The sequence below is a fragment of the Streptomyces lomondensis genome, from assembly GCF_014651035.1.
Classification (GTDB): Bacteria; Actinomycetota; Actinomycetes; order Streptomycetales; family Streptomycetaceae; genus Streptomyces; species Streptomyces lomondensis.
This window is the reverse complement of record NZ_BMWC01000008.1, coordinates 342,087-365,052: the sequence shown is the minus strand read 5'-3', so window position 1 is coordinate 365,052 and position 22,966 is coordinate 342,087. Positions and strand designations below refer to the sequence as shown.

Here is a 22,966-nt window from a genome sequence, read left to right as displayed (position 1 = left end):
TTCCGGAAGGTTCACGCGTTGCGGGCGATGCTGTTGTACTTCTCGAAGATCTGGTAGACGGCCAGGCTCTGGTGCGTCTGGGACTCCACGTCGGGATCCCAGGCCCGGTAGCGGCGCAGCAGTTCGGTGATCTCGAACTCGGCGAGGTCGAGGCGCATGGACCGCGGGGTCGTGACGCGGTCGCCGGGGGGCAGTTGGCCCCCGGGCCTGCCGCGGGTGCCCCACAGGTGGACCAGGGCCGCGGTGCGCACGCTGAACGCGTTGTCCTTGCTCAACTGCTGCCACACGGCCCAGAGGTCGGCGTCCTTGGCCGGGTCGCGGTGGTCGCCGGTGGCGAACCCCCAGCCGATGCAGTGGTTCCAGGCCTGGATGGCGTCGGCCGCGCTGATCTCGCCGATGCCGGTGTGCGAGTCCCGGACCGAGCCGGAGCCCGACAGGTGGTGGTCGGCGACCTGCTGGTCGGTGGCCTGGTCGGCGAGGCTGTAGTCGCGCATGGCCCAGTAGACGGCCGTCTGGATCAGCGCCTTGCGCATCTGGTACGTGTTCGACAGCTGGGTGATCAGCGCGTCCTGGTCCTGGATCGCCTCCACGGCCTGGGCGTTGGTGTAGAGCTTGGCGTCGCCGCCGACGCCGCCCATGTCCGGGCGCCCGATCGACCGCATGTAGCGCGCGAGATCGGCCCGCAGCGCCGGCACCTGGCGGGTGTCGAAGGCGACGTCGGGGACGGCGGGCCGCGGCCGGTCGAACGAGCCCTGGCCGGTGTCCCGCCCGGAGGCGATGTCGACGTCGACCTCCAGCTGGCCGTCGCCCGAGCCGAGGGTCCGGATGACGAACTGGTCGTAGGCCCAGTCCTGCGGCAGCGGGCGCCCGGCGTTGCCGTCGAAGCCCGGGGACATGTCGGCCACGAAGCTCGCGGTGGAGTAGCCGGCCGCGCCGACCCGCGCGCAGACGTTGCGGGAGCCGTAGACGCCGATCTCGTACGGGTGCCCGGAGTCCGCCATCGCCTCCTTGATGCCCTTGAAGTGGGGCAGGACGTTCGCGGTGATCTCGGCGTCGATCGCGTCGAAGTCGACGGCGAAGAAGATCCGGGTGCCCCGCTTGAAGCCGTGGTCCCGGGCGGCGTTGACCGCCGCGTACCCGGCGGTGCGCCCGGCGACGTAGTCGAAGTCGGAGGCGTCGTTGTTGACGGTCTGGTAGATCGGGAAGCAGCGCAGTCCGTGCTGGGCGATGATGGCCAGCTCGCCCGGCTGGACGGCCTTCTCCGGCAGGGAGGTGGCGCTCGGGTTGGTGAGGTAGCGGCCGATGTAGGTGATGCCGGCCGCCTTGAGCGTCGCCGCGCGCGCCGGGGTGACCTTCGAGACGGTGTCGCACGCCCGGCCCGGGCGGGACTGGTCGCCGTAGGACGCCAGGAGAGAGGCGAAGGTGGAGAAGTCGCCCTCTCCCGTGGCCGGGAGCGCGACGAAGGTCTGGAAGGCCCGGACGGCCGAGGCGAGGTAGGAGTCGAAGGTGTCGGTGAGGGCGACGGGCCGCCGGTTGACGACCATCCCGGCGGAGAACAGCTGGACGTAGACGCCCGTGTCTCCCTGCTTCACCGGGTGCGCCTTCAGGGCCGACTGGGTGCCGGGCCCGAAGTTGCCGTTGGCGGTGCCGTCCGCCATGCCGACCTCGTACTGCACGCCGAGGACCAGCGCCCTGGCGGTGTCCCGGGAGACCCGTCCGTCGCAGGCGATGACGAAGAAGTCCTGCCGCTGGAGGTAGCGGCCGTTGAGCCAGCGCTGGACCTCGCGCGCCTGCCGGGTGCCCGTGGGGCCGAGGACGTAGGCGTCCATCGTCAGCAGCGCCTTGAACACCTTGGGCGTCAGATCCGCGCCCGGGAAGGCCTGTTCGACGCCCATGTCCGTCTTCAGCTTCGTGACGGCCGCCTGGGTCCGCGCGCCGTACGTGCCGTCGAGGTCGCTGCCGTCGTAGCCCTTGCAGTACAGGCCGGCCTGGATGATGCGGCAGAAGTCGGGCGAGGGGACGGTGTCCGCGTCGAGCTTCGGGTACTTGGCGGTCAGCGTGGAGAGCGTGGTGGGGCCGAAGTTGTCCGACAGTGCCGTGATGCCCAGCTCGTACTGGAGGGCACGGGTCAGTGCGTACATGGTCGCCCAGTCGGCCTCGCCGGTCTCCTCCACGGTCGTGCCGATACGGCTGCCGTAGACGGAGTTCACGAATCTCTGGGCCTTGAGCACCATCGCGTCGCGCATGAACGTGATCGTATGTCCGGCTAAACCTCTTACTGTGGGGTACTTGGGCGGATCCGAGCAGCTTCTTGTGCGCTTCGGGCCCCCGCCGGTTCACCCTCGCGGACAGACGCCGGCGGCCCCCCGCCCCGAGGTGGGACAGGGAGCCGCCGTCGGTCGGCTCACGCCCAGGTGATCAGCCGCTTCGGCTGCTCCAGGATCGCCGCCACGTCCGCCAGGACCTTCGAGCCCAGCTCGCCGTCGACCAGGCGATGGTCGAAGGAGAGGGCCAGAGTGGTGACCTGACGGGGCTTCACCTTGCCCTTGTGGACCCACGGCTGGAGCTTGATCGCGCCGACCGCGAGGATCGCGGACTCCCCGGGGTTGAGGATCGGCGTGCCCGTGTCGACGCCGAAGACGCCGACGTTGGTGATCGTCACCGTGCCGCCCTGCATGGCCGCCGGGGACGTCTTGCCGTCCCGCGCCGTCGCCACCAGCTCGCCCAGCGCCTGGGCCAGCTGCGGCAGCGTCTTGGCGTGGGCGTCCTTGATGTTCGGCACGAGCAGGCCGCGCGGGGTCGCCGCCGCGATGCCCAGGTTCACGTAGTGCTTGACCACGATCTCCTGGGCCGCCTCGTCCCAGGACGCGTTGATCTCCGGGTGGCGCCGGATCGCGACGAGCAGGGCCTTGGCGATCAGCAGGAGGGGGTTCACGCGCAGGCCCGCGAACTCCTTGTCCTCCTTCAGCTCCTCGACCAGCTTCATCGTGCGCGTCACGTCGACCGTCACGAACTCCGTGACATGCGGCGCCGTGAACGCCGAGCCGACCATCGCCGCCGCCGTCGCCTTGCGGACGCCCTTGACCGGGATACGGGTCTCGCGCGCGGTGTCGTACGACGCCGGTGCCGGGGCGGCTGTCGGGGCGGGCGCCACCTCCGGCTCGGGGGCCTTCGGCGCGGTGGCGGCCACCGCCGCGTGCACGTCCTCGCGCGTGATGATGCCGTCCGGGCCGGTCGGGACGACCGTCGCCAGGTCGACGCCCAGGTCCTTGGCCAGCTTGCGGACCGGGGGCTTGGCCAGCGGTCGGTCCACTCCGGCCGGGGCCGGGGCGGTCGGGGCCGGGGCCGCCGGCGCGTGGCCGTTCAGCTCCGTCTGGATCGCCGTCGAGGCCTGCTGGACCGGGACCTCCGGACCCTTGCGGGGGCGGCGGCGGGTGGACGAGGTCGCCACCCCGTAGCCGACCAGGACCGGCTGCCTGCCGGAGCCGGAACCTTCCGCCTTCGGCTCCTCGACCGACTCGACGGCCTCGACGGCCTTGGGAGCCGCCTGCCGCTGCTCGGCCTGTGCGGCCCCTCCGCCCACGTCCACCGCGATGATCGCCGTGCCCACGTCGACCGTGGTGCCCTCGGGGAAGTGCAGCTCCCGGACGACACCGTCGTACGGGATGGGCAGCTCGACGGCCGCCTTGGCCGTCTCGACCTCGCACACCACCTGGCCGTCGGTGACCGTGTCGCCGGGCTGGACGTACCACTTGAGGATCTCGGCCTCCGTGAGCCCCTCGCCCACGTCCGGCATCTTGAACTCGCGTACGGACGCTTCCGTCATCGTCGTCACGACCCTCTCCTCAGTACGCCAGCGAGCGGTCGACGGCATCCAGCACCCGGTCCAGGTTCGGCAGGTACTCCTCCTCCAGGCGGGCCGGCGGGTACGGCGCGTGGTAGCCGCCGACCCGGAGCACCGGGGCCTCCAGGTGGTAGAAGCAGCGCTCCGTGATCCGGGCGGCGATCTCCGCGCCCGAGCCGAAGAACACCGGGGCCTCGTGGACGACGACCAGGCGGCGCGTCTTCTCCACCGACGCCTGGATCGAGTCGAAGTCGATCGGGGAGACCGAGCGCAGGTCCAGGACCTCCAGGTTCCGCCCCTCCTCGGCGGCCGCGTCCGCGACCTCCTGGCAGAGCTTCACCATCGGGCCGTAGGCGGCGAGGGTCAGGTCGGCGCCCTCGCGGACCACCTGGGCCCTGTGCAGCGGGCCCGGGATCGCCTCGGTGTTGACCTCGCCCTTGTCCCAGTAGCGGCGCTTGGGCTCGAAGAAGATCACCGGGTCGTCGCTCTGGATGGCCTGCTGCATCATCCAGTACGCGTCCGACGCGTTAGACGGGCTGACGATCTTCAGGCCCGCCACGTGCGCGAAGAGCGCCTCGGGCGACTCGGAGTGGTGCTCCACCGCGCCGATGCCGCCGCCGTACGGGATGCGCACGACGACCGGGAGCTTGACCTTGCCCAGCGAGCGGGCGTGCATCTTCGCGAGCTGCGTGACGATCTGGTCGTAGGCCGGGAAGACGAAGCCGTCGAACTGGATCTCCACCACCGGGCGGTAGCCACGCAGGGCCAGGCCGATCGCCGTGCCGACGATGCCCGACTCGGCGAGGGGGGTGTCGATGACGCGGCTCTCGCCGAAGTCCTTCTGGAGGCCGTCCGTCACGCGGAAGACACCGCCGAGCTTGCCGACGTCCTCGCCCATGATCAGGACCTTGGGGTCGGAATCCAGAGCGCGGCGCAGCGACTCGTTGATCGCCTTGGCCAGAGCCATCTTGTCGGCCATGTCAGTTGCCCCCCTCATCGGCGAACGACGCCTGGTACGCGGCGAACTGGGCGCGCTCCTCGTCGACGAGCGCGTGTCCGTCCGCGTAGACGTTCTCGAAGATGGCGAAGTGGTCCGGGTCCGGCATGGCACGGACCGCCTCGCGCACTCGTTTGCCCAACGCCTCGGACTCGGCCTCCAGTTCCGCGAAGAATCCCTCGTCCGCGTGGTTTGAGGCCTCCAGGTAGCGGCGCAGGCGCAGGATCGGGTCCTTGGCCTCCCAGGCCTGGCGCTCCTCGTCGCCGCGGTAGCGGGTCGGGTCGTCGGAGGTGGTGTGGGCGCCCATGCGGTAGGTGAACGCCTCGACGAGGGTCGGGCCCTCGCCGGAGCGGGCCCGCTCCAGGGCCCACCGGGTGACCGCGAGGCAGCCGAGCACGTCGTTGCCGTCCACGCGGACGCCCGGGAAGCCGAAGCCCTGGGCGCGCTGGTAGATCGGGACGCGGGACTGCTTCTCGGTCGGCTCGGAGATGGCCCACTGGTTGTTCTGGCAGAAGAACACGACCGGGGCGTTGTAGACCGCGGAGAAGGTGAACGACTCGGCCACGTCGCCCTGGCTGGAGGCGCCGTCGCCGAAGTAGGCGATCACCGCGCTGTCCGCGCCGTCCTTGGCGATGCCCATGGCGTAGCCGGTGGCGTGCAGCGTCTGGGAGCCGATGACGATCGTGTAGAGCTGGAAGTTGTTGCCGTTCGGGTCCCAGCCGCCGTTGTTCACACCGCGGAACATGCCGAGCAGGTTGGTCGGGTCCACCCCGCGGCACCAGGCGACGCCGTGCTCCCGGTAGGTGGGGAAGACGTAGTCGTCGTCGCGCAGGGCCCGGCCGGAGCCGATCTGGGCGGCCTCCTGGCCGAGCAGCGAGGCCCACAGGCCCAGCTCGCCCTGGCGCTGGAGGGAGGTCGCCTCGGCGTCGAAGCGGCGGGTGAGCACCATGTCGCGGTAGAGGCCGCGGAGCTCTTCCGGGGTGACACCGGCGACGTACTTGTCGTACTCGGCGTTCTTGACGCGCTTGCCCTCGGGCGTCAGCAGCTGCACGAGCTGGGGCTCGGTGCCGGCGTCCTTCTTTGTGCGGGTGGTGCGCTTGGTGCCGGTGGTGCCGGCCTTGCTTCCGGCGCTGCGTCGCGGTGTGCGCGCGGCAGTGCTCTCCACGGTCACGTGTGCTCCTCCGTCGGTCCGGCCCCCGGGGTTACCGGTAGGCCAGTGCGGCTCACCTGTTCCGACCACCGGGCACGGGGTGGGTGCCACTCGACCGGGAACAGGCGGGACAGGTGCCCCGGCGAGCGCCCTGCAAAAGGCACGTTACCCAGTGCGTCACATGTCTGTGAAACCTCTCCTGACCTGCGATTTTGCTTGGATATCCAAGTAAATCGGGGAGGTCCGGAAGGGGCCCTGGTCACAGCCTTGCAGGAGGCCGGAGCTACCGCACGTTAACCCGGTGACCCAGGTCACGGGAAGACTTCTTTTCTCGGCGTGCCGGAACGGCACGCGCGCGTGGGCCCCGTCTCCGGGACCCACGCGCGCGTGGATCATGCGTTTCCGCGGCGGTCAGCCGCCGCCTTCGCCGCCCGGGCCGCCGACGGCCCCGTTCGTCACACCGCCGTCGGCTCCGCCCGTCGGGGGCGTCGGCGTGCCGGCCGGGTCCGTGGGCTCCGGGTCGGTCGGCTCGTCGGTCGGCGCCGGGGTCGTCGGCTGGTCCGTCGGCTCGCCGGTGGGCGACTCGGGAGCGCTCTGCGACGGCGTGTAGGACGGCGAGTACGACGGCGTCCAGTCGCCGCTGCCGGAGCCCGCGCCCGTGCCGCCGTCCGTGGAGGTGTCCGTCGGCTCGTCGGTGACCTCGTCGCTCGGCGTCTCGCTGGGCGTCTTCTCCTCGGTCGTCTGCGAGGAGGTCGGCGACTGCTTCTTGCTCGGGTCGTCCTGGTTGTCACCGGTGTTCTGGAGCGCCAGGGCGACACCCGCGGCGACGGCGATCACCGCGAGCACGGCGAGGATCCACAGCTTGCCGCGGCCGCTGCCCCGGTTGCCCTGCCCCTCGAAACCGCCGTCGTCCCTGTTGCCGTAGCCGCCGGGCAGGATCGGCGAGGGGATCTGCGTGGTGCCCGAGGCGTCGCCGGGGTGGCCCATTACGGCCGTGCCGGCCAAGCCGCCCGAGGGGGTGTGCCGGCCCTCGTGCATGTCGACCGGGCCGGTGTTCCAGGTGCCGGTGTGGCCGCCTTGGTCGTAGAGCATCTGGAGCGCGTACTGGACCAGCCCGCGCATCTCCTCGGCCGTCTGGAAGCGGTCGTCGGGCTCCTTGGCGAGAGCGCGCATGGCCAGGCCGTCCAGCTCCGGCGGGCAGGCGTCGGAGGCCTCGGACGGCGGCGTCGGGATGTCCTGGACGTGCTGGTAGACCACCGACAGCGGGGTCTCGCCGGTGAAGGGCGGGCGCAGCGCGAGGAGTTCGTAGAGCAGGCAGCCCGTGGCGTACAGGTCGGAGCGGTGGTCGACGGCCTTGCCGAGGGCCTGCTCGGGGGAGAGGTACTGCGGGGTGCCCATGACCATGCCGGTCTGCGTCATCGTGGTGGACGCGCCGTGCAGGGCGCGGGCGATGCCGAAGTCCATCACCTTCACGGCGCCGTTGTGCGTGATGATGACGTTGGCCGGCTTGATGTCGCGGTGCACGATGCCGTGCTGGTGCGAGTAGGCGAGCGCCTCCAGGACGCCCGAGACGATGATCAGCGCCTGCTCCGGACCGGGCGCCTCGGCGTTCAGCAGCAGGTCGCGGATGGTGCGGCCCTCGACCAGCTCCATGACGATGTACGGCACGGACTGGCCGCCCACGAAGTCCTCGCCGGAGTCGTACACGGCGACGATCGCGTGGTGGTTGAGGCCGGCCACCGACTGGGCCTCGCGCGTGAAGCGCGCCTTGGACACCGGGTCCTCGGCGAGGTCGGAGCGGAGCAGCTTGACGGCGACGGTGCGCCCGAGGCGGACGTCCTCGGCTGCGAACACCTCGGCCATGCCGCCCCGGCCGAGTCTGTGGGTCAGCCGGTACCGGCCGTCCCCGACCAGCCCGCCGTTGCCCCAGGACTCCGGCGCGTCCGACATGCCGCCGCCAGTCGCCTCGGGGTCGGACGGGCCCTGAGCGCGCTGCTGCTGTGCCATCAGTCCTCGCCGTCGTTTCTGCCCGCGGTGCGCGCGGTGTTGTTACGGTCTCCGTCGGCCACGCTACAGCCTCCGCGCAAGCCTCCGGTCCGAGACGGGTGCCAGGACCGGCACGGGACGGACCGGCCATGAAACCTTCACTCCGCACTGTCGTGCAAATTCTGTGCACCGGCCGTACGCCCCCTGTAACGCTTCCGCGACGCTTCCTTCGCGTACGGTCACGGAACGGGCACCGCGCTTGACGTGTCAGTGCCCTGGGGCAGACTTGGCCGGGAATGGCGGTTGGATCAACGACGGATCAGCGACGGTCGGCGGCGCCTTCAAGGGCTACGGGGGACAGGGAACATGAGCCAGGACGGCGCACAGGGCCAGTACACGGGGCGGGCGCTCGCCAGTGGCCGCTATCAGCTGCGTGACCTCCTCGGCCAGGGCGGCATGGCCTCGGTGCACCTCGCCTACGACAGCGTGCTCGACCGACAGGTCGCGATCAAGACACTTCACACCGATCTCGGACGGGAACAGGCCTTCCGCGAGCGGTTCCGCCGCGAGGCCCAGTCCGTGGCCAAGCTCACGCACACCAACATCGTCTCGGTCTTCGACACCGGCGAGGACACCCTCGACGGCATGACGACGCCGTACATCGTCATGGAGTACGTCGAGGGCCGCCCGCTCGGCTCGGTGCTCGACGAGGACATCCGGCAGCAGGGGGCGATGCCCGCCGACAAGGCACTGAAGATCACCGCCGATGTGATGGCCGCGCTGGAGATCAGCCACGAGATGGGGCTGGTCCACCGCGACATCAAGCCGGGCAACGTGATGATGACCAAGCGCGGCGTGGTCAAGGTCATGGACTTCGGCATCGCCCGCGCCATGCAGTCCGGTGTGACGTCGATGACGCAGACCGGCATGGTCGTCGGCACCCCGCAGTACCTCTCGCCGGAACAGGCCCTCGGCCGCGGCGTGGACGCCCGCTCCGACCTCTACTCGGTCGGCATCATGCTGTTCCAACTGGTCACCGGGCGGCTGCCGTTCGACGCGGACTCGCCGCTGGCCATCGCCTACGCGCACGTGCAGGAGGAACCGCCGGTTCCGTCCTCGGTCAACCGCGCGCTGCCGCCGGCCGTGGACGCCCTGATCGCCCGCGCGCTGAAGAAGAACCCGAACGAGCGCTTCCCCAGCGCCGAGGCCATGCGCGACGAGTGCCTGCGCGTGGCGGCGTCCTTCCGGGCCGCGCCGCCCAGCATCGTCCCGGGGGCGCAGACCCCGAGCGGCGCGGGCGTCGGCTCGGCCGTCTTCCCGCCGGTCGACCAGGCGACCCCGGCGCCCTCGGGCCAGGTCCAGACGCCGTACCAGCCGACCCCGCCCCCGAACCCGTACGGCACGCCCGCCCCGTCGGCGCCGTCCCCGGCCTACGGCTATCCGCAGCAGGGCGGCTACCAGACGCCGTCCCCGGCCGCGTACTCCCCGCAGCCGGGCCCGTCGACGCCGCCGCCGTACAACCTCACGCCCCAGACCGCGCCGGCCGCCTCGGGCGGTGGCAGGGGCAACCGGCCGGTGATCATCGGCTCGATCATCGTGTCCGTCGTCGCGGTCGGCGGCCTGGTCACCGCGCTCCTGCTGAGCGGCGGCGAGGACAACCAGGGCGGGGGCGGCGGCGCGAGCGCGTCGGCGTCGGCTTCCGCGGCCAAGAAGCCCGGCTACCGCGGTCCGGACACCGCCAAGACGATCGACACGGAGGAGTGCACGGAGCCGCGGGAGTCGTACAACGACCCCGACAAGATCCAGATCCCGGACTTCAAGTTCAAGAACATCACGTCGGTCAAGGCCTGTCTCCAGGCGGCCGGCTGGCAGCTGAAGACCACGGACGTGGACGAGAACACCTACGGCGACGGCACCGTCATGAACCAGTTCCCGTCCGCCGACACCGACGTCGACCCGGAGAACATGCCCGAGATCGAGCTCAGCGTCTCGACGGGCAACCCGCCGTCCTGACGGCCCGGACATGACGGCCCGGACATGAGAAGGGGCCCGGCGGCTTCGGCCGCCGGGCCCCTTTTTCGTCCCTGGAGGTCTACAGGGTCTCTGGAGGTCTACAGGGTCCCTGGCGGTCTACAGGTACGGGCCGCCCGAACGGCCGCCCGGGTGCTGCTCGTCGAGGCCGTCGTGGCTCATGCCCGGCGGGAGGGCGCGGCGCATCTGCTCCAGCTGGGCGCGGGCCGCCATCTGCTGGGCGAACAGCGTGGTCTGGATGCCGTGGAACAGCCCCTCCAGCCAGCCGACCAGCTGGGCCTGCGCGATGCGCAGTTCCGCGTCGCTCGGGGTCGCCTCGTCCGTGAAGGGCAGGGAGAGCCGCTCCAGCTCCTCGACCAGCTCGGGCGCCAGACCGTCCTCCAGCTCCTTCACCGAACTGGCGTGGATCTCCTTGAGCCGGACCCGGCTTGCCTCGTCCAGGGGAGCAGCGCGCACCTCTTCGAGAAGCTGCTTGATCATGCTGCCGATGCGCATGACCTTGGCGGGCTGCTCCACCTGTTCCGTGACCGGGGTCTCGCGGGACTCCTCGTCTCCGCTGCCGCCGCCGAGCGCCATGCCGTCCTGGCCCACGACCAGGATCTGCGGGTTCTCCGGCGACCTTTCGTTCCTCGGCATCTCCATGCCGCCATTCTCTCGCACGCCTGCACCTCACCTCCGTGGTGCCCCCACGGGAGGCTGATCCACCGTGCTGGAGGAGACGTGTTCCTCAGGCCCCGGGTTGCTCCCCGGCGGGCGGTTCCCCCTCGCGGGTGAAACGGATCAGGCGGGCTTCGCAGTGGTCCAGCCAGCGGACCTCGGCCTCGGCCTGGAGGACGAGCTGTTCGAGGACGAGCAGCCGGGCCATCTCCTGGGGGTGCTCGTGCGCCCCGGCCAGGGCCTCGGCCCGCTGCCGCACATGGTCGTGCAGCGCCCGCGTCACGTGCCGGCGCTGGGCCTCGACGACCTCCCGTACGTCGACGCCGTCCGCGCCGACCGCCATGACCAGCTTGATCGCCAGCTCGTCGCGCGGCGGCCCGGCCCGCTCCACGGGGCGCGCGTACCAGGACCGCAGCTCGTCGCGGCCCGCCTCGGTGAGCGTGTACAGCGCCCTGCCCGCCTCGTCGACGCCGTCCTGGACCACCATGCCGTCCCGCTCCAGGCGGCCCAGCGTCGTGTAGACCTGCCCGATGTTCAGCGGCCAGGTCCCGCCGGTGCGGGTCTCGAAGTCCGTGCGCAGGCGGGCGCCGTAGCGGGGGCCGGCCGCCAGGAGCGCCAGCAGCCCGTGACGTATCGACATAACCGGATTGTGCAGCGATTCCGCCCGTCGGCCGAACCCGGAATGCCGGATGTCCGGGGGAATGTGAGGCTGATTGCCTCGATATGACCGAACTTGCCGATCTGCCCTACCGGGCACGGCGGGAGGGGGTCACCAACGTGACTCCATGGCTACGCGCACTGCGGGCGGCCGGACTGGTGGCCGCCCTGGGGGCGGGCGCGGTCGTCTCACCCTACGGATCCGTTCCGTCCCACGGTGCTGTTCTCACGTACGACGCTGTTCTCAGGTACGACGCTGTTCTCACGTACGACGCTGTTCTCACGTACGACATAGAGGCCGGGGCCGGTGCGGTCGCCGCCGCCCCCACTGCACCGTCCGCGCCGTCCGCCCTGCCCGCGCCGTCCGCCCCCTCCGCGCCCGGCGAGCCCTCGAGGGCCGGGAGCAGGGCGGGTGAGGGGCGGGAGCGGCCGGGGCGGCCGCAGGACACCGAGGAGCGGCCGGAGGCCGACGCCCCCAGCGCCGCACCCGAGGCGTCCCGGGAGGCCGCGCCGGTGCCCTCCGCGCCGACGGAGCAGCCGGTACGCGAGGCCGCGACCACCGAGCGTCCCAACGGGCCGGTCCTGCGCATCCTGCCGCTGGGCGGCGGGCTGGTGCTGATCGGGCTGGGACTGGGCCTCGCGTTCGTCGCGCTGCGGTTGCGGCGGGTCTAGGGACGGTCCCAGAAACGCCGCTGTCGGCATGGCTCGGCTGTCAGGCCCCCTGCGGGGCGATCAGCAGCACCTTTCCGATGTGGCCGCTCTCCTCCACGACGCGGTGCGCGGCGGCCGCCTCCGGCATCGGGAGTTCGCGGTCGACGACCGGGCGGAGACGGCCGCCGGTGAACAGGGGCCAGACGTGTTCGCGCACGGCCGCGACGATGGCCGCCTTCTCCTCCAGGGGCCGGGCGCGCAGGGACGCCGCGGTGATGGCGGCGCGCTTGGCGAGCAGGGCTCCGAGGTTCAGCTCGCCCTTGACGCCGCCCTGCATGCCGATGATCGCGAGCCGGCCGTTGACGGCGAGGGCCTTGACGTTGCGCTCCAGGTACTTGGCGCCCATGTTGTCGAGGATGACGTCGGCACCCGCGCCGTCCGTGGCCTTCCTGATCTCTTCGACGAAGTCCTGCTCGCGGTAGTTGATCAGGATGTCGGCGCCCAGCTCGGCGCACCGGTCCAGCTTCTCCTTGGTCCCGGCCGTGACGGCGACCCGGGCGCCGACGGTCTTGGCGAGCTGGATGGCCATGGTGCCGATGCCGCTGGAGCCGCCGTGCACGAGGAGCGTCTCGCCGGGGCGCAGGTGGGCGATCATGAAGACGTTCGACCAGACGGTGCAGACCACCTCGGGCAGGGCCGCGGCGTGGGTCAGCTCGACCCCCTCGGGCACGGGCAGCAGCTGTCCGGCCGGGACGACCACCTTCTCGGCGTAACCGCCGCCGGCGAGCAGCGCGCACACCTCGTCGCCGACGTTCCAGCCGGAGACGCCGGGGCCGATCTCGGTGATCCGCCCGGAGCACTCCAGGCCGGGGTAGGGGGACGCGCCGGGCGGCGGGTCGTAGAAGCCCTGCCGTTGCAGGAGGTCGGCCCGGTTGACGGCGCCGGCCGTCACCTCGACCAGGACCTCGCCCTCGCCGGGCACGGGATCCGGGACCTCGTCCCAGACCAGCGCCTCGGGCCCACCGGGTTCGGGAATCGTGATCGCATGCATGAGAAGGACGCTACCCCTAGGTCCCCGGACCGAGTCCGCTCCGTCCCCGGGCCCGCCCGCCTACGTCATTGGACCGGTCCTGGCGAACTTCCCTGTGCGGGACCGATGAGTTTGGGCGACGGTGAAGGTCTCCCCATGCGTAGCCCAGGTACTCGGAAGGACCCGAAGTATGAGCACGCAGACGTCCGGTCTGGCGATCGAGACCGCCGGCCTGGTGAAGACCTTCGGTGAGACGAGGGCGGTCGACGGAGTTGACCTGTCCGTGCCCGCGGGCACGGTCTACGGCGTCCTCGGCCCGAACGGCGCCGGCAAGACCACCACCGTGAAGATGCTCGCCACGCTCCTGCGGCCGGACGGCGGCGAGGCCCATGTCTTCGGCCACGACATCGTCCGCGAGGCCGACGAGGTGCGCGGCAGGGTGAGCCTCACCGGCCAGTACGCCTCGGTCGACGAGGACCTCACCGGCACCGAGAACCTGGTCCTGCTGGGCCGGCTGCTCGGCCACCACAAGAAGGCCGCCCGCGAGCGTGCCGCCCAGCTGCTGGAGGCCTTCGGGCTCACGGAGGCGGCCGGGAAGCAGGTCAAGCACTACTCGGGCGGCATGCGGCGCCGCATCGACATCGCCGCGTCCATCCTCAACACCCCGGACCTGCTGTTCCTCGACGAGCCGACGACCGGCCTGGACCCGCGCAGCCGCAACCAGGTGTGGGACATCGTGCGGGCCGTGGTCGCCCAGGGCACCACGGTGCTGCTGACCACGCAGTATCTGGACGAGGCCGACCAGCTGGCGTCCCGGATCGCCGTCATCGACCGCGGCCGGGTGATCGCCGAGGGCACCAAGGGCGAGCTGAAGTCGTCCGTCGGCGCCGGATCCGTCCATCTGCGGCTCCGGGACCCCGGGCAGCGGACCGTCGCGGCCGACCTGCTGCGCCGGGCCCTGGACGCGCAGGTGCAGCAGGAGCCCGACCCGGTGGCCCTGACCGCCCGGCTCGGTACGGCGGCCAGCGACGACACCGCGGCCGAGCAGGCGGCCCGCGCACTGAGCGAGCTGGCCCGTGCCGGGATCACCGTCGACAACTTCTCGCTGGGCCAGCCCAGCCTGGACGAGGTGTTCCTCGCCCTCACCGGCCATGACACGCACGACTCCTCCGACCGCTCCGACGACCCGAAGGACGAGGTGGCGGCATGAGCACCGCGACGACCACCGAGAGCAAGGAACTCGCCCCGGTCAGCGCCGAGTCCCTCGCCGCGCTGCTCATCGCCAAGGAGCGGCCGCCGCGGCCCAGCGCCTGGTCGGCCTCGATGACCTTCGGCTGGCGGGCGATCCTGAAGATCAAGCACGTGCCGGAGCAGCTCTTCGACGTCACGGCGTTCCCGATCATGATGGTGCTGATGTACACGTACCTGTTCGGCGGGGCGCTGGCCGGTTCGCCGAAGGAGTACATCCAGTTCCTGCTGCCGGGCATCCTCGTGATGTCGGTCGTGATGATCACGATGTACACGGGCGTCTCGGTGAACACCGACATCGAGAAGGGCGTCTTCGACCGGTTCCGCAGCCTGCCGATCTGGCGGCCGTCCACGATGGTGGGCTATCTGCTCGGCGACGCCCTGCGCTACACGATCGCGTCGGTCGTGATGCTCACCGTCGGCATCATCCTCGGCTACCGGCCGGACGGCGGGATCGCCGGTGTGCTCGCCGGGATCGCCCTGCTGGTGCTGTTCTCGTTCGCGTTCTCGTGGATCTGGACGATGTTCGGGCTGATGCTGCGCACCGAGAAGTCGGTGATGGGCGTCAGCATGATGGTGATCTTCCCGCTCACCTTCCTGTCCAACGTCTTCGTCGACCCGAAGACCATGCCGGGCTGGCTCCAGGCCTTCGTCAACAACAGCCCCATCACCCATCTGGCGTCGGCGGTGCGCGGTCTGATGGGCGGCGACTGGCCGGCCGGCGAGGTCGCCTGGACGCTGGGCTGGGCCGGGCTGTTCCTGCTGGTCTTCGGGCCGGTCACGATGCGGCTGTACAACCGGAAGTAGCCCTGGGACCCTGGCCGGCCGTCGCGCACGAGGTGGGTGCGGGCGGCCGGCTGTCCGGTGCCGCGCCGGTCAGTCGCGTGACATGGGGCGGATGTCGGGCGTGACCTGGGTGGCCGGTGTCTTCCGCACGATCGTGATGAGCCGGTCGGTCAACTCCAGCCTCCCGACGGCCGGATCGTCGTAGCCGAGCACCCGGTGCCCGCGTATGACACTCACCACCAGGTCGGCGACCTCCCGAGGCGTCTTGCCCACCTCGGCCTTGACGACCGGCCGTTCGACGATGTCGAGCCCGCTGCCCTGCTGGATGAGGTCCTCCATCACCATGCCGGCGGAGGGGCTGAGCACGGACAGGCCGAGCAGACGCCCTGCGGCGCTGGCGCTGGTGATGACGGCGTCGGCGCCGGACTGCTTGACCAGCGGCGCGTTCTCCTCCTCCCGCACCGTGGCGACGATCTTCGCCCCGCGGTTGAGCTGTCGGGCCGTCAGCGTCACCAGGACCGCCGTGTCGTCGCGCTGGGTCGCGATGATGATCTGCCGTGCCTTGTGGACCTCGGCCCGCTTGAGCACCTCGCTGCGGGTCGCGTCCCCGACGATGCCCGTGTAGCCCTCGGCGGTCGCGGCATCGATCACCTTGGAGCTCGGGTCGACCACGACGACCTGCTCCTTCTTCAGGCCCGTCGCGCAGACGGTCCGGATCGCCGACCTGCCCTTCGTGCCAAAGCCGATGACGACGGTGTGATCGCGCAACGTGGACCTCCAGCGGGTCAGTCGCCACTCCTCCCGGGTGCGTTCGGTGAGGGCCTCGAGGGTGGTGCCGACCAGGATGATCAGGAACAGCACGCGCAGAGGCGTGACGATGAGGATGTTCGTGAGCCGGGCGGCATCGCCGGCGGGGGTGATGTCGCCGTAGCCGGTAGTGGAGAGGGTGACGGTCGCGTAGTAGAAGGCGTCGAGGAGGGTGAGGCCGCCGCCCGCGTTGTCGTTGTAGCCGTCGCGGTCGGCGTAGACGATCAGCGCGGTGGCGACGAGGACCACCAGGGCCATGGAGAGCCGCTTGGCGACCTGGCGGATCGGATGTTCCACCACTTTCCTCGGGAGTTTCACCCGATGGGTCACCAGATGCTCGTCCGCCTGGCGGGCGATCGCGTCCTGGCCCGGAAGTTTCACGTGAAACACACCCCGATTCCTCCGGACGCCCAGGGCAGGTCGAGCAGTTCCGCCTCCTGCCCGGGGCGGATGCCGCCCGGTGGTACGACGGCCAGCGCGTCGGCCGCCGCGATGCCGCGGAGCATGGCCGGGCCGTTGTAGTGCAGCGGCGCGGCCTCGTCGCCGCGCAGCACGACGGGGACGAGCCGGGTGTCGTACGGGTGGCCCTGCACGGCGTCCCTGAGCGGCAGCGTGTACGGCTCCGGGGCCGGGCGGGCCGCGAGGGTCCGCAGCAGCGGCTCGGCGAGGGTCAGCAGGCCGGAGACCGCGGCGAGCGGGTTGCCCGGCAGGCCGACGAGATGCTGGGTCTCCGTGACGCGGGCCAGCAGCATGGGGTGGCCCGGGCGCACCTTGACGCCGTCCACCAGGAGTTCGGCGCCGATGCGGCGCAGCGTGGGGTGGACGTGGTCGACGGGGCCCGCGGCGGTGCCGCCGGTGGTGACGACGACGTCGGCGTCGGCCGTGGCGATCGCCTCGTGCAGGGCGTCGGCGTCGTCGCGGATCCGCCGTACGGCGGTGACCTCGGCTCCCAGCGCCCGCAGCCAGGGCGGCAGCATCGGGCCGAGGGCGTCCCGGATCAGGCCGTCGTGCGGGCGCCCTTCGGTGAGCAGCTCGTCGCCGAGGACCAGGACCGCGACGCGGGGCAGGGGGACGGCGGTGACGGTGTCGTATCCGGCCGCCGCGGCGAGCCCGAGTACGGCCGGGGTGACGAGGGTGCCGACGGGAAGGAGCTGGTCGCCGTCGCGGCATTCCTGGCCGCGCGGGCGGATGTCCTGGCCGGGGACGACCTCTCGGGTCGCGTGCAGGCGGCCCTTGTCGTCAGTGCGGCCGTGCTCGCTGCGCAGGACGGCGGTGGTGTCCGGCGGGATGCGGGCGCCGGTGGCGATCCGGACGGCCTCCCCGTCGGTGAGGGCCTCGGGCGCGGCGTGTCCGGCCAGGACGCCCTCGTCCCGTACGGCCCAGGGGGCGGGGCCGGCGACCGCCCAGCCGTCCATCGCGGAGGTGTCGAAGGAGGGCAGGTCGGTGAGGGCGTCGAGCGGGGCGGCCAGGGTGAGGCCGAGGGCGGCGCTGAGTGGTACGGAGACGGGGGCGCGGCGGGCGGCCCGGATGGTGTTCCGGGCGGCGCGTTCGGCGTGGGCACGGGCCTCGGGCCAGGGCGTGGCGCGGTGGCGGGTGTCCGGCCGGTTCGGCGTGCGGGTGCGGTCCGTCTCACCGTGTGCGGCGGGGGCGGGCGGATGGCTGTCGTTGCTGTTCTTCACGAGGGCGAGCACCTCCTCGACGTCGAGGTCCTCGGCGTCCTCGCCGGCGCGGGTGCCGTGCGGGGTCATCCGGCGTCCGGGCGGGTGTCGGGCGTCGCGTCGGGGGCGACGTCGGCCTGGGGGCGGGCGGGCTGGGAACCGGCGGTGCCCTCCGCGCCCGCGGCGCCCTGCTCCGTGCTCGCAGCGCTCTCCTCCGCCCAGCGGGCGGCGAGGGCCGCGGCCTTGCGGGCGGCCTCGGCGACCGCCTCGGGGCCTCCGCCGGCCCGCGCGGCCGCGTAGCCGACGAGGAAGGTGGTCAGCGGCGCCGCGGGCCGGTCCACACCGTGGGCGGCGTCGCGGGCGAGGTCGAGCAGGCCGCGGGGGTCGACGTCGAGGTCGATCCCCAGTTCGTCCTTGACGGCGGAAATCCATTCATCCAGCACGTGACCATGCTCCCTGATGCGTGCCCTGGCGGTGGCGATGTCGTCCCAGGTGTCGCAGTCGAACGACGCCACGGGGTCGGAGATGCGGGTGAGATCCAGCTCGGCGATGAGGCGCCGCAGCGGCAGACCGTCCAGACCGCCGTGCCGGCCGGCGAGGCGTGCGAGCGTCTCGTGCAGGCGCCGCGTGCGGTACGCGGCCACGAGCGGCTGGTCGCGGCCGTCGGGGTCGGTCAGCAGCACGCCGTCGGCCCCGCCCGCCCGGAGCGTGCCCAGCAGCCGTCCGACCGTCCGCTCCCGGAGGAACGGCAGGTCGGCCGAGAGCACCACGACGTGCTCCGCCGTGGTGGGCCGCAGCCCGGCGGCGAGCGCGGCGAGCGGCCCGCCACCGGGCGGGTCCTCGCGGGCCCAGGTCACGGGCCGCGCGGTCGGCCGGGGCGCGGCGACGACGACGGTGGTGCGGGCGCCACCGCACGCGGCGAGCACACGGTCGAGCAGGGCCCGCCCGCCCACGCGCACTCCGGGTTTGTCGGCACCGCCGAGACGCCGGGCGGCACCGCCGGCCAGCACGACGGCGTCGTACGCGGCGGGGTCCGACCCCTGCCCGGGGCCGGTGCCGGCGCCGGGTTCTCCGGAGGTCTCGAAGGCGGTCACACCCCGAGTATGCGTGCCCCCGCGATCACACGGAACGCGGGGGAACCGGCGCGATCAAGGACGCCTGCTCACGCCAGGAACAGGAATCACAGCGTCCGCAGCAGCACCGCCGGCTGTTCCACGCAGTCCGCCACGTAGCGCAGGAAGCCGCCCGCCACGCCGCCGTCGCACACCCGGTGATCGAAGGTGAGCGAGAGCTGGACGACCTGCCGCACCGCCAGCTCGCCCTCGTGCACCCAGGGCTTGGGGACGATGCGGCCGACGCCGAGCATGGCGGCCTCGGGGTGGTTGATGATCGGCGTGGAGCCGTCGACGCCGAAGACGCCGTAGTTGTTCAACGTGAAGGTCCCGCCGGTGAGTTCCGCGGGAGTCAGCGTTCCGGCGCGGCCCGCCTCGGTCAGCCGGGCGAACTCGGCGGTCAGCGACTCGGCGTCGCGCGCGTGCGCGTCCCGGACGACCGGGACGACGAGCCCCCGGTCGGTCTGCGCCGCGAAGCCCAGGTGCACGTGGTCGAACCGGACGACCTCCCTGGCCTCCGCGTCCACCGTGGCGTTCAGCTCGGGGAAGCGGGCGAGCGCCGCCGTGCAGATCCGGGCCAGCAGGGCCAGGAGGGAGATCTTCGGTCCTCCGGCCGCGTTCATGGCCGTGCGCACCCGCATCAGCTCCGTGGCGTCGGCGTCCACCCAGCAGGTCGCGTCCGGGATCTCCCGGCGGCTGCGCGCCAGCTTGTCGGCGACGGCGCCGCGGACGCCCTTGAGGGGGGTGCGGGTCTCGCCGGGGGCCGCCGTCGTCGACGGCTGGACCGCGGGGGCCTCTGTCGCGGCGGATCGGCCGACGGCACGCAGGGCGTACTCCACGTCCGCCCGCAGGATCAGCCCGTCCGGTCCGGAGCCGGTCAGCTCGCGCAGGTCCAGGCCGTTCTGCCGGGCCAGTCGGCGGACCAGGGGCGAGATCACGGGGACGGGGCCGTCGTCGGTCTCAGGGTCGCCGGTGTGGCCGTTCACCACTCCGGTGGAGCCACGGACATCGGCCTGTACCGCCGCGTCGGCACGACCGCCCGGAGCCGCCTGGGCACGACCGCGCGCGGCAGCGTCGGCACGACCGCTCCCGCCCGCGCCGGGACGCGCGCCGCTCTCCCCGGCCCCTGCGGAGACGCCCGGCACCGGCCGTCCCGGCCGGACCCTGCGTCGCCGCGCGGGTGCCTCGGACGTGCCGTAGCCGACGAGGACGTTGCCCGAGCCACCGGCTCCAGCCGAGCCCTCGGCCTCGGTTCCCGCCGTGCCGTCACCGGACGCCGGGCGCTCCCCCACCGCCACCGTGATCAGCGGCGCCCCGACGGGCAGTTCCGTGCCCTCCTCGCCGAAGCGGGCCGTGACCACGCCGCCGTAGGGGCACGGGACCTCGACCATCGCCTTGGCCGTCTCCACCTCGACGACCGGCTGGTCCACGGCGACCACGTCGCCGACCTCGACCAGCCAGCGCACGATCTCCGCCTCGGTCAGCCCCTCACCGAGGTCGGGCAGCTTGAACTCCAGCACCTGTGCCATCAGCTCTCGGCCTCCCACTGCAGACGCCCCACCGCATCCAGGATCCGGTCCACACCGGGCAGGTGGTGGCGCTCCAGCATCGGCGGCGGATACGGGACGTCGAACCCGGCCACCCGCAGCACCGGCGCCTCCAGGTGGTGGAAGCAGCGCTCCGTGACCCGGGCAGCGATCTCCCCGCCCGGGCCCCCGAAGGAGCCCGACTCGTGGACGACGACCGCGCGTCCCGTCCGCCGCACCGAGGCGCACACCGTCTCGTCGTCGAACGGCACCAGGGAGCGCAGGTCGACGACTTCGAGGTCCCAGCCCTCGGCCCGGGCCGCCTCGGCCGCCTCCATGCAGACGGGTACGGACGGCCCGTACGTGATGAGCGTGGCGCTCCGGCCCGAGCGCCGCACCACCGCGCGGCCTATCGGCTCAACGGGCGTGGGCTCCTCGGGGTTCCAGGAGTCCTTGGACCAGTACAGCCGCTTGGGCTCCAGGAAGACGACGGGGTCGTCGGAGGCGATGGCGGCGCGCAGCAGCCCGTAGGCGTCGGCGACCGTGGCGGGCGTGACGACATGGAGCCCCGGAGTCGCCATGTAGTACGCCTCGGAGGAGTCGCTGTGGTGCTCGACGCCGCCGATGCCGCCGCCGTACGGGACGCGGATGGTGATCGGCAGGGGCATCGAGCCGCGGGTGCGGTTGCGCATCCGCGAGACATGGGAGATGAGCTGCTCGAACGCCGGGTAGGCGAACGCGTCGAACTGCATCTCGACGACCGGCCTGAGGCCGTACATGGCCATGCCCACCGCGGTGCCCAGGATCCCCGCCTCCGCGAGCGGGGTGTCCGTGCAGCGGTCCTCGCCGAACTCCTTGGCGAGTCCGTCGGTGACGCGGAAGACGCCGCCGAGGGTGCCGACGTCCTCGCCCATGACGTGCACGGCGGGGTCGGCGGCCATGGCGTCGCGCAGCGCGCGCGTGAGGGCCTGCGCCATGGTGGCCGGCTTGACGGCGACGGTGGTCATCGGTGCGTGCTCCCCTCCGACTCGGCCTCGGCCTCCAGCTCGGCCCGCAACTGCTCCTGCTGCTCGCGCAGGTGCGGGGTGGGCTCGGCGTAGACGTGGGTGAACAGGTCCATGGGGTCGAGGACCGGGTCCTGGTTCATGCGCTCGCGCAGGGCCGCGGCCAGGGTCTCGGCGTCCTGCCGGGCGGCCTCGATGGCGGCCTCGTCGAGCATGCCGCGCGCGGTCAGCTCCCGCTCCAGCAGCTGGATCGGGTCGTGCGCGCGCCAGGTCTCCACCTCGGCGTCACCGCGGTAGCGGGTCGCGTCGTCGGCGTTGGTGTGGGCGTCGACGCGGTAGGTGATGGCCTCGACGAGGGTGGGGCCGCCGCCCTCGCGCGCGTGCCGTACGGCGTCGGCGAGCACCTCGTGCACGGCGGCGGCGTCGTTGCCGTCGACCAGGCGGCCGGGCATGCCGTAGCCGACGGCCTTGTGGGCCAGCGACGGGGCCGCGGTCTGCTTGGCGAGCGGGACGGAGATCGCGAAGCCGTTGTTCTGCACGAGGAAGACGACCGGGGCCTGCCAGACGGCGGCGAAGTTCAGCGCCTCGTGGAAGTCGCCCTCGCTGGTGCCGCCGTCGCCCACCATGGCCAGCGCGACCACGTCGTCGCCCTTGAGGCGGGCGGCGTGCGCGAGGCCCACGGCGTGCGGCAGCTGGGTGGCGAGCGGGGTGCACAGGGGGGCGACCCGGTGCTCGTACGGGTCGTAGCCGGTGTGCCAGTCGCCGCGCAGCAGGGTCAGCGCCTCGACGGGGTCCACCCCGCGGGCCACGACGGCGAGCGTGTCGCGGTAGCTCGGGAAGAGCCAGTCCTGCTCCTTCAGGACCAGCGCGGCGGCGACCTCGCAGGCCTCCTGGCCGGTGGTGGAGGGGTAGACCGCGAGACGGCCCTGCTTGGTGAGCGCGGTGGCCTGCGCGTTGTAGCGGCGGCCCTTCACCAGTTCCGCGTACAGCCGGCGCAGCAGCTCCGGGTCGGCCTTCGCGGCCGCCTCGGTGCCGAGGACGCGGTACGGCTCCGCGTCGGGCAGCAGCGGCGCGGGGTCGGTACGGGGTCGCCAGGCGGGCGGCGGGGTCGGCCGGTACGCGCCCCGCTGCTCCATGACCGTCATGACGGCACCTCCTCGTGGGAGCGGCTTCGAGAGGCACGTCGGATGTGATGCGCCTCACCTACCGATTGTTCGGTCGTCGGCACATTTTGGCTACGGCTGACCTCAGGCTGTGGACAAACGGTTCTCCACAGCCTGTGATGGACGCAGTACGTCCATGGTAGGGAGGCGGGCGCGGGTGGCAGCTGAACAAATGGCCGAGAGCCAGGACGACAGCGGTGTGCTGCCGCCGCCGCGGCCCCTGGACGCCATCGATCAGGACATCCTGCGCATGCTCCAGTCGGACGGCCGCGCCTCGATACGGTCGGTCGCCGAGCGGGTCCACGTCTCGCGCGCCAACGCCTACGCGCGCATCAACCGGCTCGTCGAGGACGGCGTCATCCGCGGCTTCGGCGCCCGCGTCGACCATGAGCGGGCCGGGCAGAGCACGTCCGCCTACATCACCCTGAAGATCGTCCAGAACTCCTGGCGCACGGTCCGCGAGCAGCTCAGACAGCTGCCCGGCGCCTCCCATATCGCCCTGGTGGGCGGGGACTTCGACGTGCTGCTGCTGGTGCACGTGTCCGACAACCGGGCGCTGCGCGAGCTGGTGCTGACCCGGCTCCAGGCGATCCCGGAGGTGCTGAGCACGCGCACGCTGCTGGTGTTCGAGGAGGAGGACCTGGAGCCGCAGAGCTGAG

At 72.2% G+C, this 22,966-nt stretch carries 19 protein-coding genes; 5 read left to right on the top strand and 14 right to left on the bottom strand.

The genetic code is table 11. The features are described from left to right. Positions 1-11: 11 nt before the first annotated feature. From IE255_RS26745 to IE255_RS26725, 5 genes are all read right to left on the bottom strand, one after another. Positions 12-2,246 carry a glycoside hydrolase domain-containing protein gene (locus IE255_RS26745; RefSeq protein ID WP_190052912.1) on the bottom strand — a complete coding sequence of 745 codons (2,235 nt, stop codon included), beginning with the start codon at positions 2,244-2,246 and terminating at the stop codon, positions 12-14. A 158-nt stretch (positions 2,247-2,404) separates the two neighbouring features. After that, a complete protein-coding gene (locus tag IE255_RS26740; RefSeq protein ID WP_190052911.1) occupies positions 2,405-3,835 on the bottom strand; it encodes a dihydrolipoamide acetyltransferase family protein in 1,431 nt (476 codons plus the stop codon). A 10-nt stretch (positions 3,836-3,845) separates the two neighbouring features. Further along, entirely contained in the window at positions 3,846-4,823 is a 978-nt protein-coding gene (locus IE255_RS26735; protein WP_190052910.1) for an alpha-ketoacid dehydrogenase subunit beta, read from the bottom strand. Between the two features lies 1 nt (position 4,824). Then, on the bottom strand, positions 4,825-6,012 hold the full coding sequence (pdhA, locus tag IE255_RS26730; protein WP_190052909.1) for a pyruvate dehydrogenase (acetyl-transferring) E1 component subunit alpha: 1,188 nt from the start codon (positions 6,010-6,012) through the stop codon (positions 4,825-4,827). 390 nt (positions 6,013-6,402) lie between these two features. Beyond that, a complete protein-coding gene (locus IE255_RS26725; RefSeq protein WP_190052908.1) occupies positions 6,403-7,998 on the bottom strand; it encodes a protein kinase domain-containing protein in 1,596 nt (531 codons plus the stop codon). A 345-nt stretch (positions 7,999-8,343) separates the two neighbouring features. Here IE255_RS26725 and IE255_RS26720 point away from each other — a divergent pair, with 345 nt between their 5' ends. Continuing rightward, a complete protein-coding gene (locus IE255_RS26720; protein ID WP_190052907.1) occupies positions 8,344-9,990 on the top strand; it encodes a protein kinase domain-containing protein in 1,647 nt (548 codons plus the stop codon). A gap of 117 nt (positions 9,991-10,107) precedes the next feature. Here the strand turns inward: IE255_RS26720 and IE255_RS26715 are convergent, their stop codons facing one another. Then, positions 10,108-10,650 (bottom strand): bacterial proteasome activator family protein, encoded by a 543-nt coding sequence (locus IE255_RS26715; RefSeq protein WP_190052906.1) that lies wholly within the window; start codon positions 10,648-10,650, stop codon positions 10,108-10,110. 85 nt (positions 10,651-10,735) lie between these two features. Beyond that, positions 10,736-11,305 (bottom strand): PadR family transcriptional regulator, encoded by a 570-nt coding sequence (locus IE255_RS26710; RefSeq protein WP_190052905.1) that lies wholly within the window; start codon positions 11,303-11,305, stop codon positions 10,736-10,738. An 83-nt stretch (positions 11,306-11,388) separates the two neighbouring features. Here IE255_RS26710 and IE255_RS26705 point away from each other — a divergent pair, with 83 nt between their 5' ends. After that, complete coding sequence (locus IE255_RS26705) at positions 11,389-11,994, top strand: hypothetical protein (RefSeq protein ID WP_229906599.1); 606 nt, start codon at positions 11,389-11,391, stop codon at positions 11,992-11,994. Positions 11,995-12,034: 40 nt separating this feature from the next. On the opposite strand, the gene IE255_RS26700 is transcribed toward IE255_RS26705, so the two are convergent. Further along, the gene (locus IE255_RS26700; protein ID WP_190052904.1) at positions 12,035-13,024 is read right to left on the bottom strand and encodes an NAD(P)H-quinone oxidoreductase; all 990 of its coding nucleotides are present in this window, start codon (positions 13,022-13,024) and stop codon (positions 12,035-12,037) included. A gap of 169 nt (positions 13,025-13,193) precedes the next feature. Here IE255_RS26700 and IE255_RS26695 point away from each other — a divergent pair, with 169 nt between their 5' ends. Together IE255_RS26695 and IE255_RS26690 are read left to right on the top strand one after the other, a co-directional pair. Continuing rightward, on the top strand, positions 13,194-14,213 hold the full coding sequence (locus IE255_RS26695; protein WP_190052903.1) for an ATP-binding cassette domain-containing protein: 1,020 nt from the start codon (positions 13,194-13,196) through the stop codon (positions 14,211-14,213). Continuing rightward, positions 14,210-15,058, top strand: a complete 849-nt coding sequence (locus IE255_RS26690) for an ABC transporter permease (RefSeq protein WP_190052902.1) — start codon at positions 14,210-14,212, stop codon at positions 15,056-15,058. The genes IE255_RS26695 and IE255_RS26690 overlap by 4 nt, the downstream gene beginning before the upstream one ends. A gap of 69 nt (positions 15,059-15,127) precedes the next feature. Here the strand turns inward: IE255_RS26690 and IE255_RS26685 are convergent, their stop codons facing one another. From IE255_RS26685 to pdhA (IE255_RS26660), 6 genes are all read right to left on the bottom strand, one after another. Beyond that, a complete protein-coding gene (locus IE255_RS26685) occupies positions 15,128-16,225 on the bottom strand; it encodes a potassium channel family protein (protein WP_190052901.1) in 1,098 nt (365 codons plus the stop codon). Further along, positions 16,222-17,592, bottom strand: a complete 1,371-nt coding sequence (locus IE255_RS26680; RefSeq protein ID WP_190052900.1) for a molybdopterin molybdotransferase MoeA — start codon at positions 17,590-17,592, stop codon at positions 16,222-16,224. The genes IE255_RS26685 and IE255_RS26680 overlap by 4 nt, the downstream gene beginning before the upstream one ends. After that, positions 17,589-18,596, bottom strand: a complete 1,008-nt coding sequence (locus IE255_RS26675; protein WP_190052899.1) for an NTP transferase domain-containing protein — start codon at positions 18,594-18,596, stop codon at positions 17,589-17,591. Before IE255_RS26675 ends, IE255_RS26680 begins: the two co-directional genes overlap by 4 nt. A gap of 86 nt (positions 18,597-18,682) precedes the next feature. Further along, positions 18,683-20,143, bottom strand: coding sequence for a dihydrolipoamide acetyltransferase family protein (locus IE255_RS26670; RefSeq protein WP_190052898.1), 1,461 nt, complete (start codon positions 20,141-20,143; stop codon positions 18,683-18,685). Then, positions 20,143-21,147 (bottom strand): alpha-ketoacid dehydrogenase subunit beta, encoded by a 1,005-nt coding sequence (locus IE255_RS26665; protein ID WP_190052897.1) that lies wholly within the window; start codon positions 21,145-21,147, stop codon positions 20,143-20,145. The genes IE255_RS26670 and IE255_RS26665 overlap by 1 nt, the downstream gene beginning before the upstream one ends. Then, complete coding sequence (gene pdhA, locus IE255_RS26660; protein WP_190052896.1) at positions 21,144-22,289, bottom strand: pyruvate dehydrogenase (acetyl-transferring) E1 component subunit alpha; 1,146 nt, start codon at positions 22,287-22,289, stop codon at positions 21,144-21,146. The genes IE255_RS26665 and pdhA (IE255_RS26660) overlap by 4 nt, the downstream gene beginning before the upstream one ends. A gap of 190 nt (positions 22,290-22,479) precedes the next feature. Between pdhA (IE255_RS26660) and IE255_RS26655 the strand changes: the two genes are divergently transcribed. Further along, complete coding sequence (locus IE255_RS26655; protein WP_190052977.1) at positions 22,480-22,965, top strand: Lrp/AsnC family transcriptional regulator; 486 nt, start codon at positions 22,480-22,482, stop codon at positions 22,963-22,965. Position 22,966 lies beyond the last annotated feature (1 nt).

Bases quoted from the DNA above. Each gene is read 5' to 3' on its own strand.
- IE255_RS26745 (WP_190052912.1), bottom strand. From the start codon at position 2,246: ATGCGCGACGCGATGGTGCTCAAGGCCCAGAGATTCGTGAACTCCGTC.
- IE255_RS26700 (WP_190052904.1), bottom strand. From the start codon at position 13,024: ATGCATGCGATCACGATTCCCGAACCCGGTGGGCCCGAGGCGCTGGTC.
- IE255_RS26720 (WP_190052907.1), top strand. From the start codon at position 8,344: ATGAGCCAGGACGGCGCACAGGGCCAGTACACGGGGCGGGCGCTCGCC.
- IE255_RS26680 (WP_190052900.1), bottom strand. From the start codon at position 17,592: ATGACCCCGCACGGCACCCGCGCCGGCGAGGACGCCGAGGACCTCGAC.
- IE255_RS26725 (WP_190052908.1), bottom strand. From the start codon at position 7,998: ATGGCACAGCAGCAGCGCGCTCAGGGCCCGTCCGACCCCGAGGCGACT.
- IE255_RS26670 (WP_190052898.1), bottom strand. From the start codon at position 20,143: ATGGCACAGGTGCTGGAGTTCAAGCTGCCCGACCTCGGTGAGGGGCTG.
- IE255_RS26655 (WP_190052977.1), top strand. From the start codon at position 22,480: ATGGCCGAGAGCCAGGACGACAGCGGTGTGCTGCCGCCGCCGCGGCCC.
- IE255_RS26735 (WP_190052910.1), bottom strand. From the start codon at position 4,823: ATGGCCGACAAGATGGCTCTGGCCAAGGCGATCAACGAGTCGCTGCGC.
- IE255_RS26695 (WP_190052903.1), top strand. From the start codon at position 13,194: ATGAGCACGCAGACGTCCGGTCTGGCGATCGAGACCGCCGGCCTGGTG.
- IE255_RS26665 (WP_190052897.1), bottom strand. From the start codon at position 21,147: ATGACCACCGTCGCCGTCAAGCCGGCCACCATGGCGCAGGCCCTCACG.
- IE255_RS26710 (WP_190052905.1), bottom strand. From the start codon at position 11,305: ATGTCGATACGTCACGGGCTGCTGGCGCTCCTGGCGGCCGGCCCCCGC.
- IE255_RS26705 (WP_229906599.1), top strand. From the start codon at position 11,389: ATGACCGAACTTGCCGATCTGCCCTACCGGGCACGGCGGGAGGGGGTC.
- IE255_RS26715 (WP_190052906.1), bottom strand. From the start codon at position 10,650: ATGGAGATGCCGAGGAACGAAAGGTCGCCGGAGAACCCGCAGATCCTG.
- IE255_RS26690 (WP_190052902.1), top strand. From the start codon at position 14,210: ATGAGCACCGCGACGACCACCGAGAGCAAGGAACTCGCCCCGGTCAGC.
- pdhA (WP_190052896.1), bottom strand. From the start codon at position 22,289: ATGACGGTCATGGAGCAGCGGGGCGCGTACCGGCCGACCCCGCCGCCC.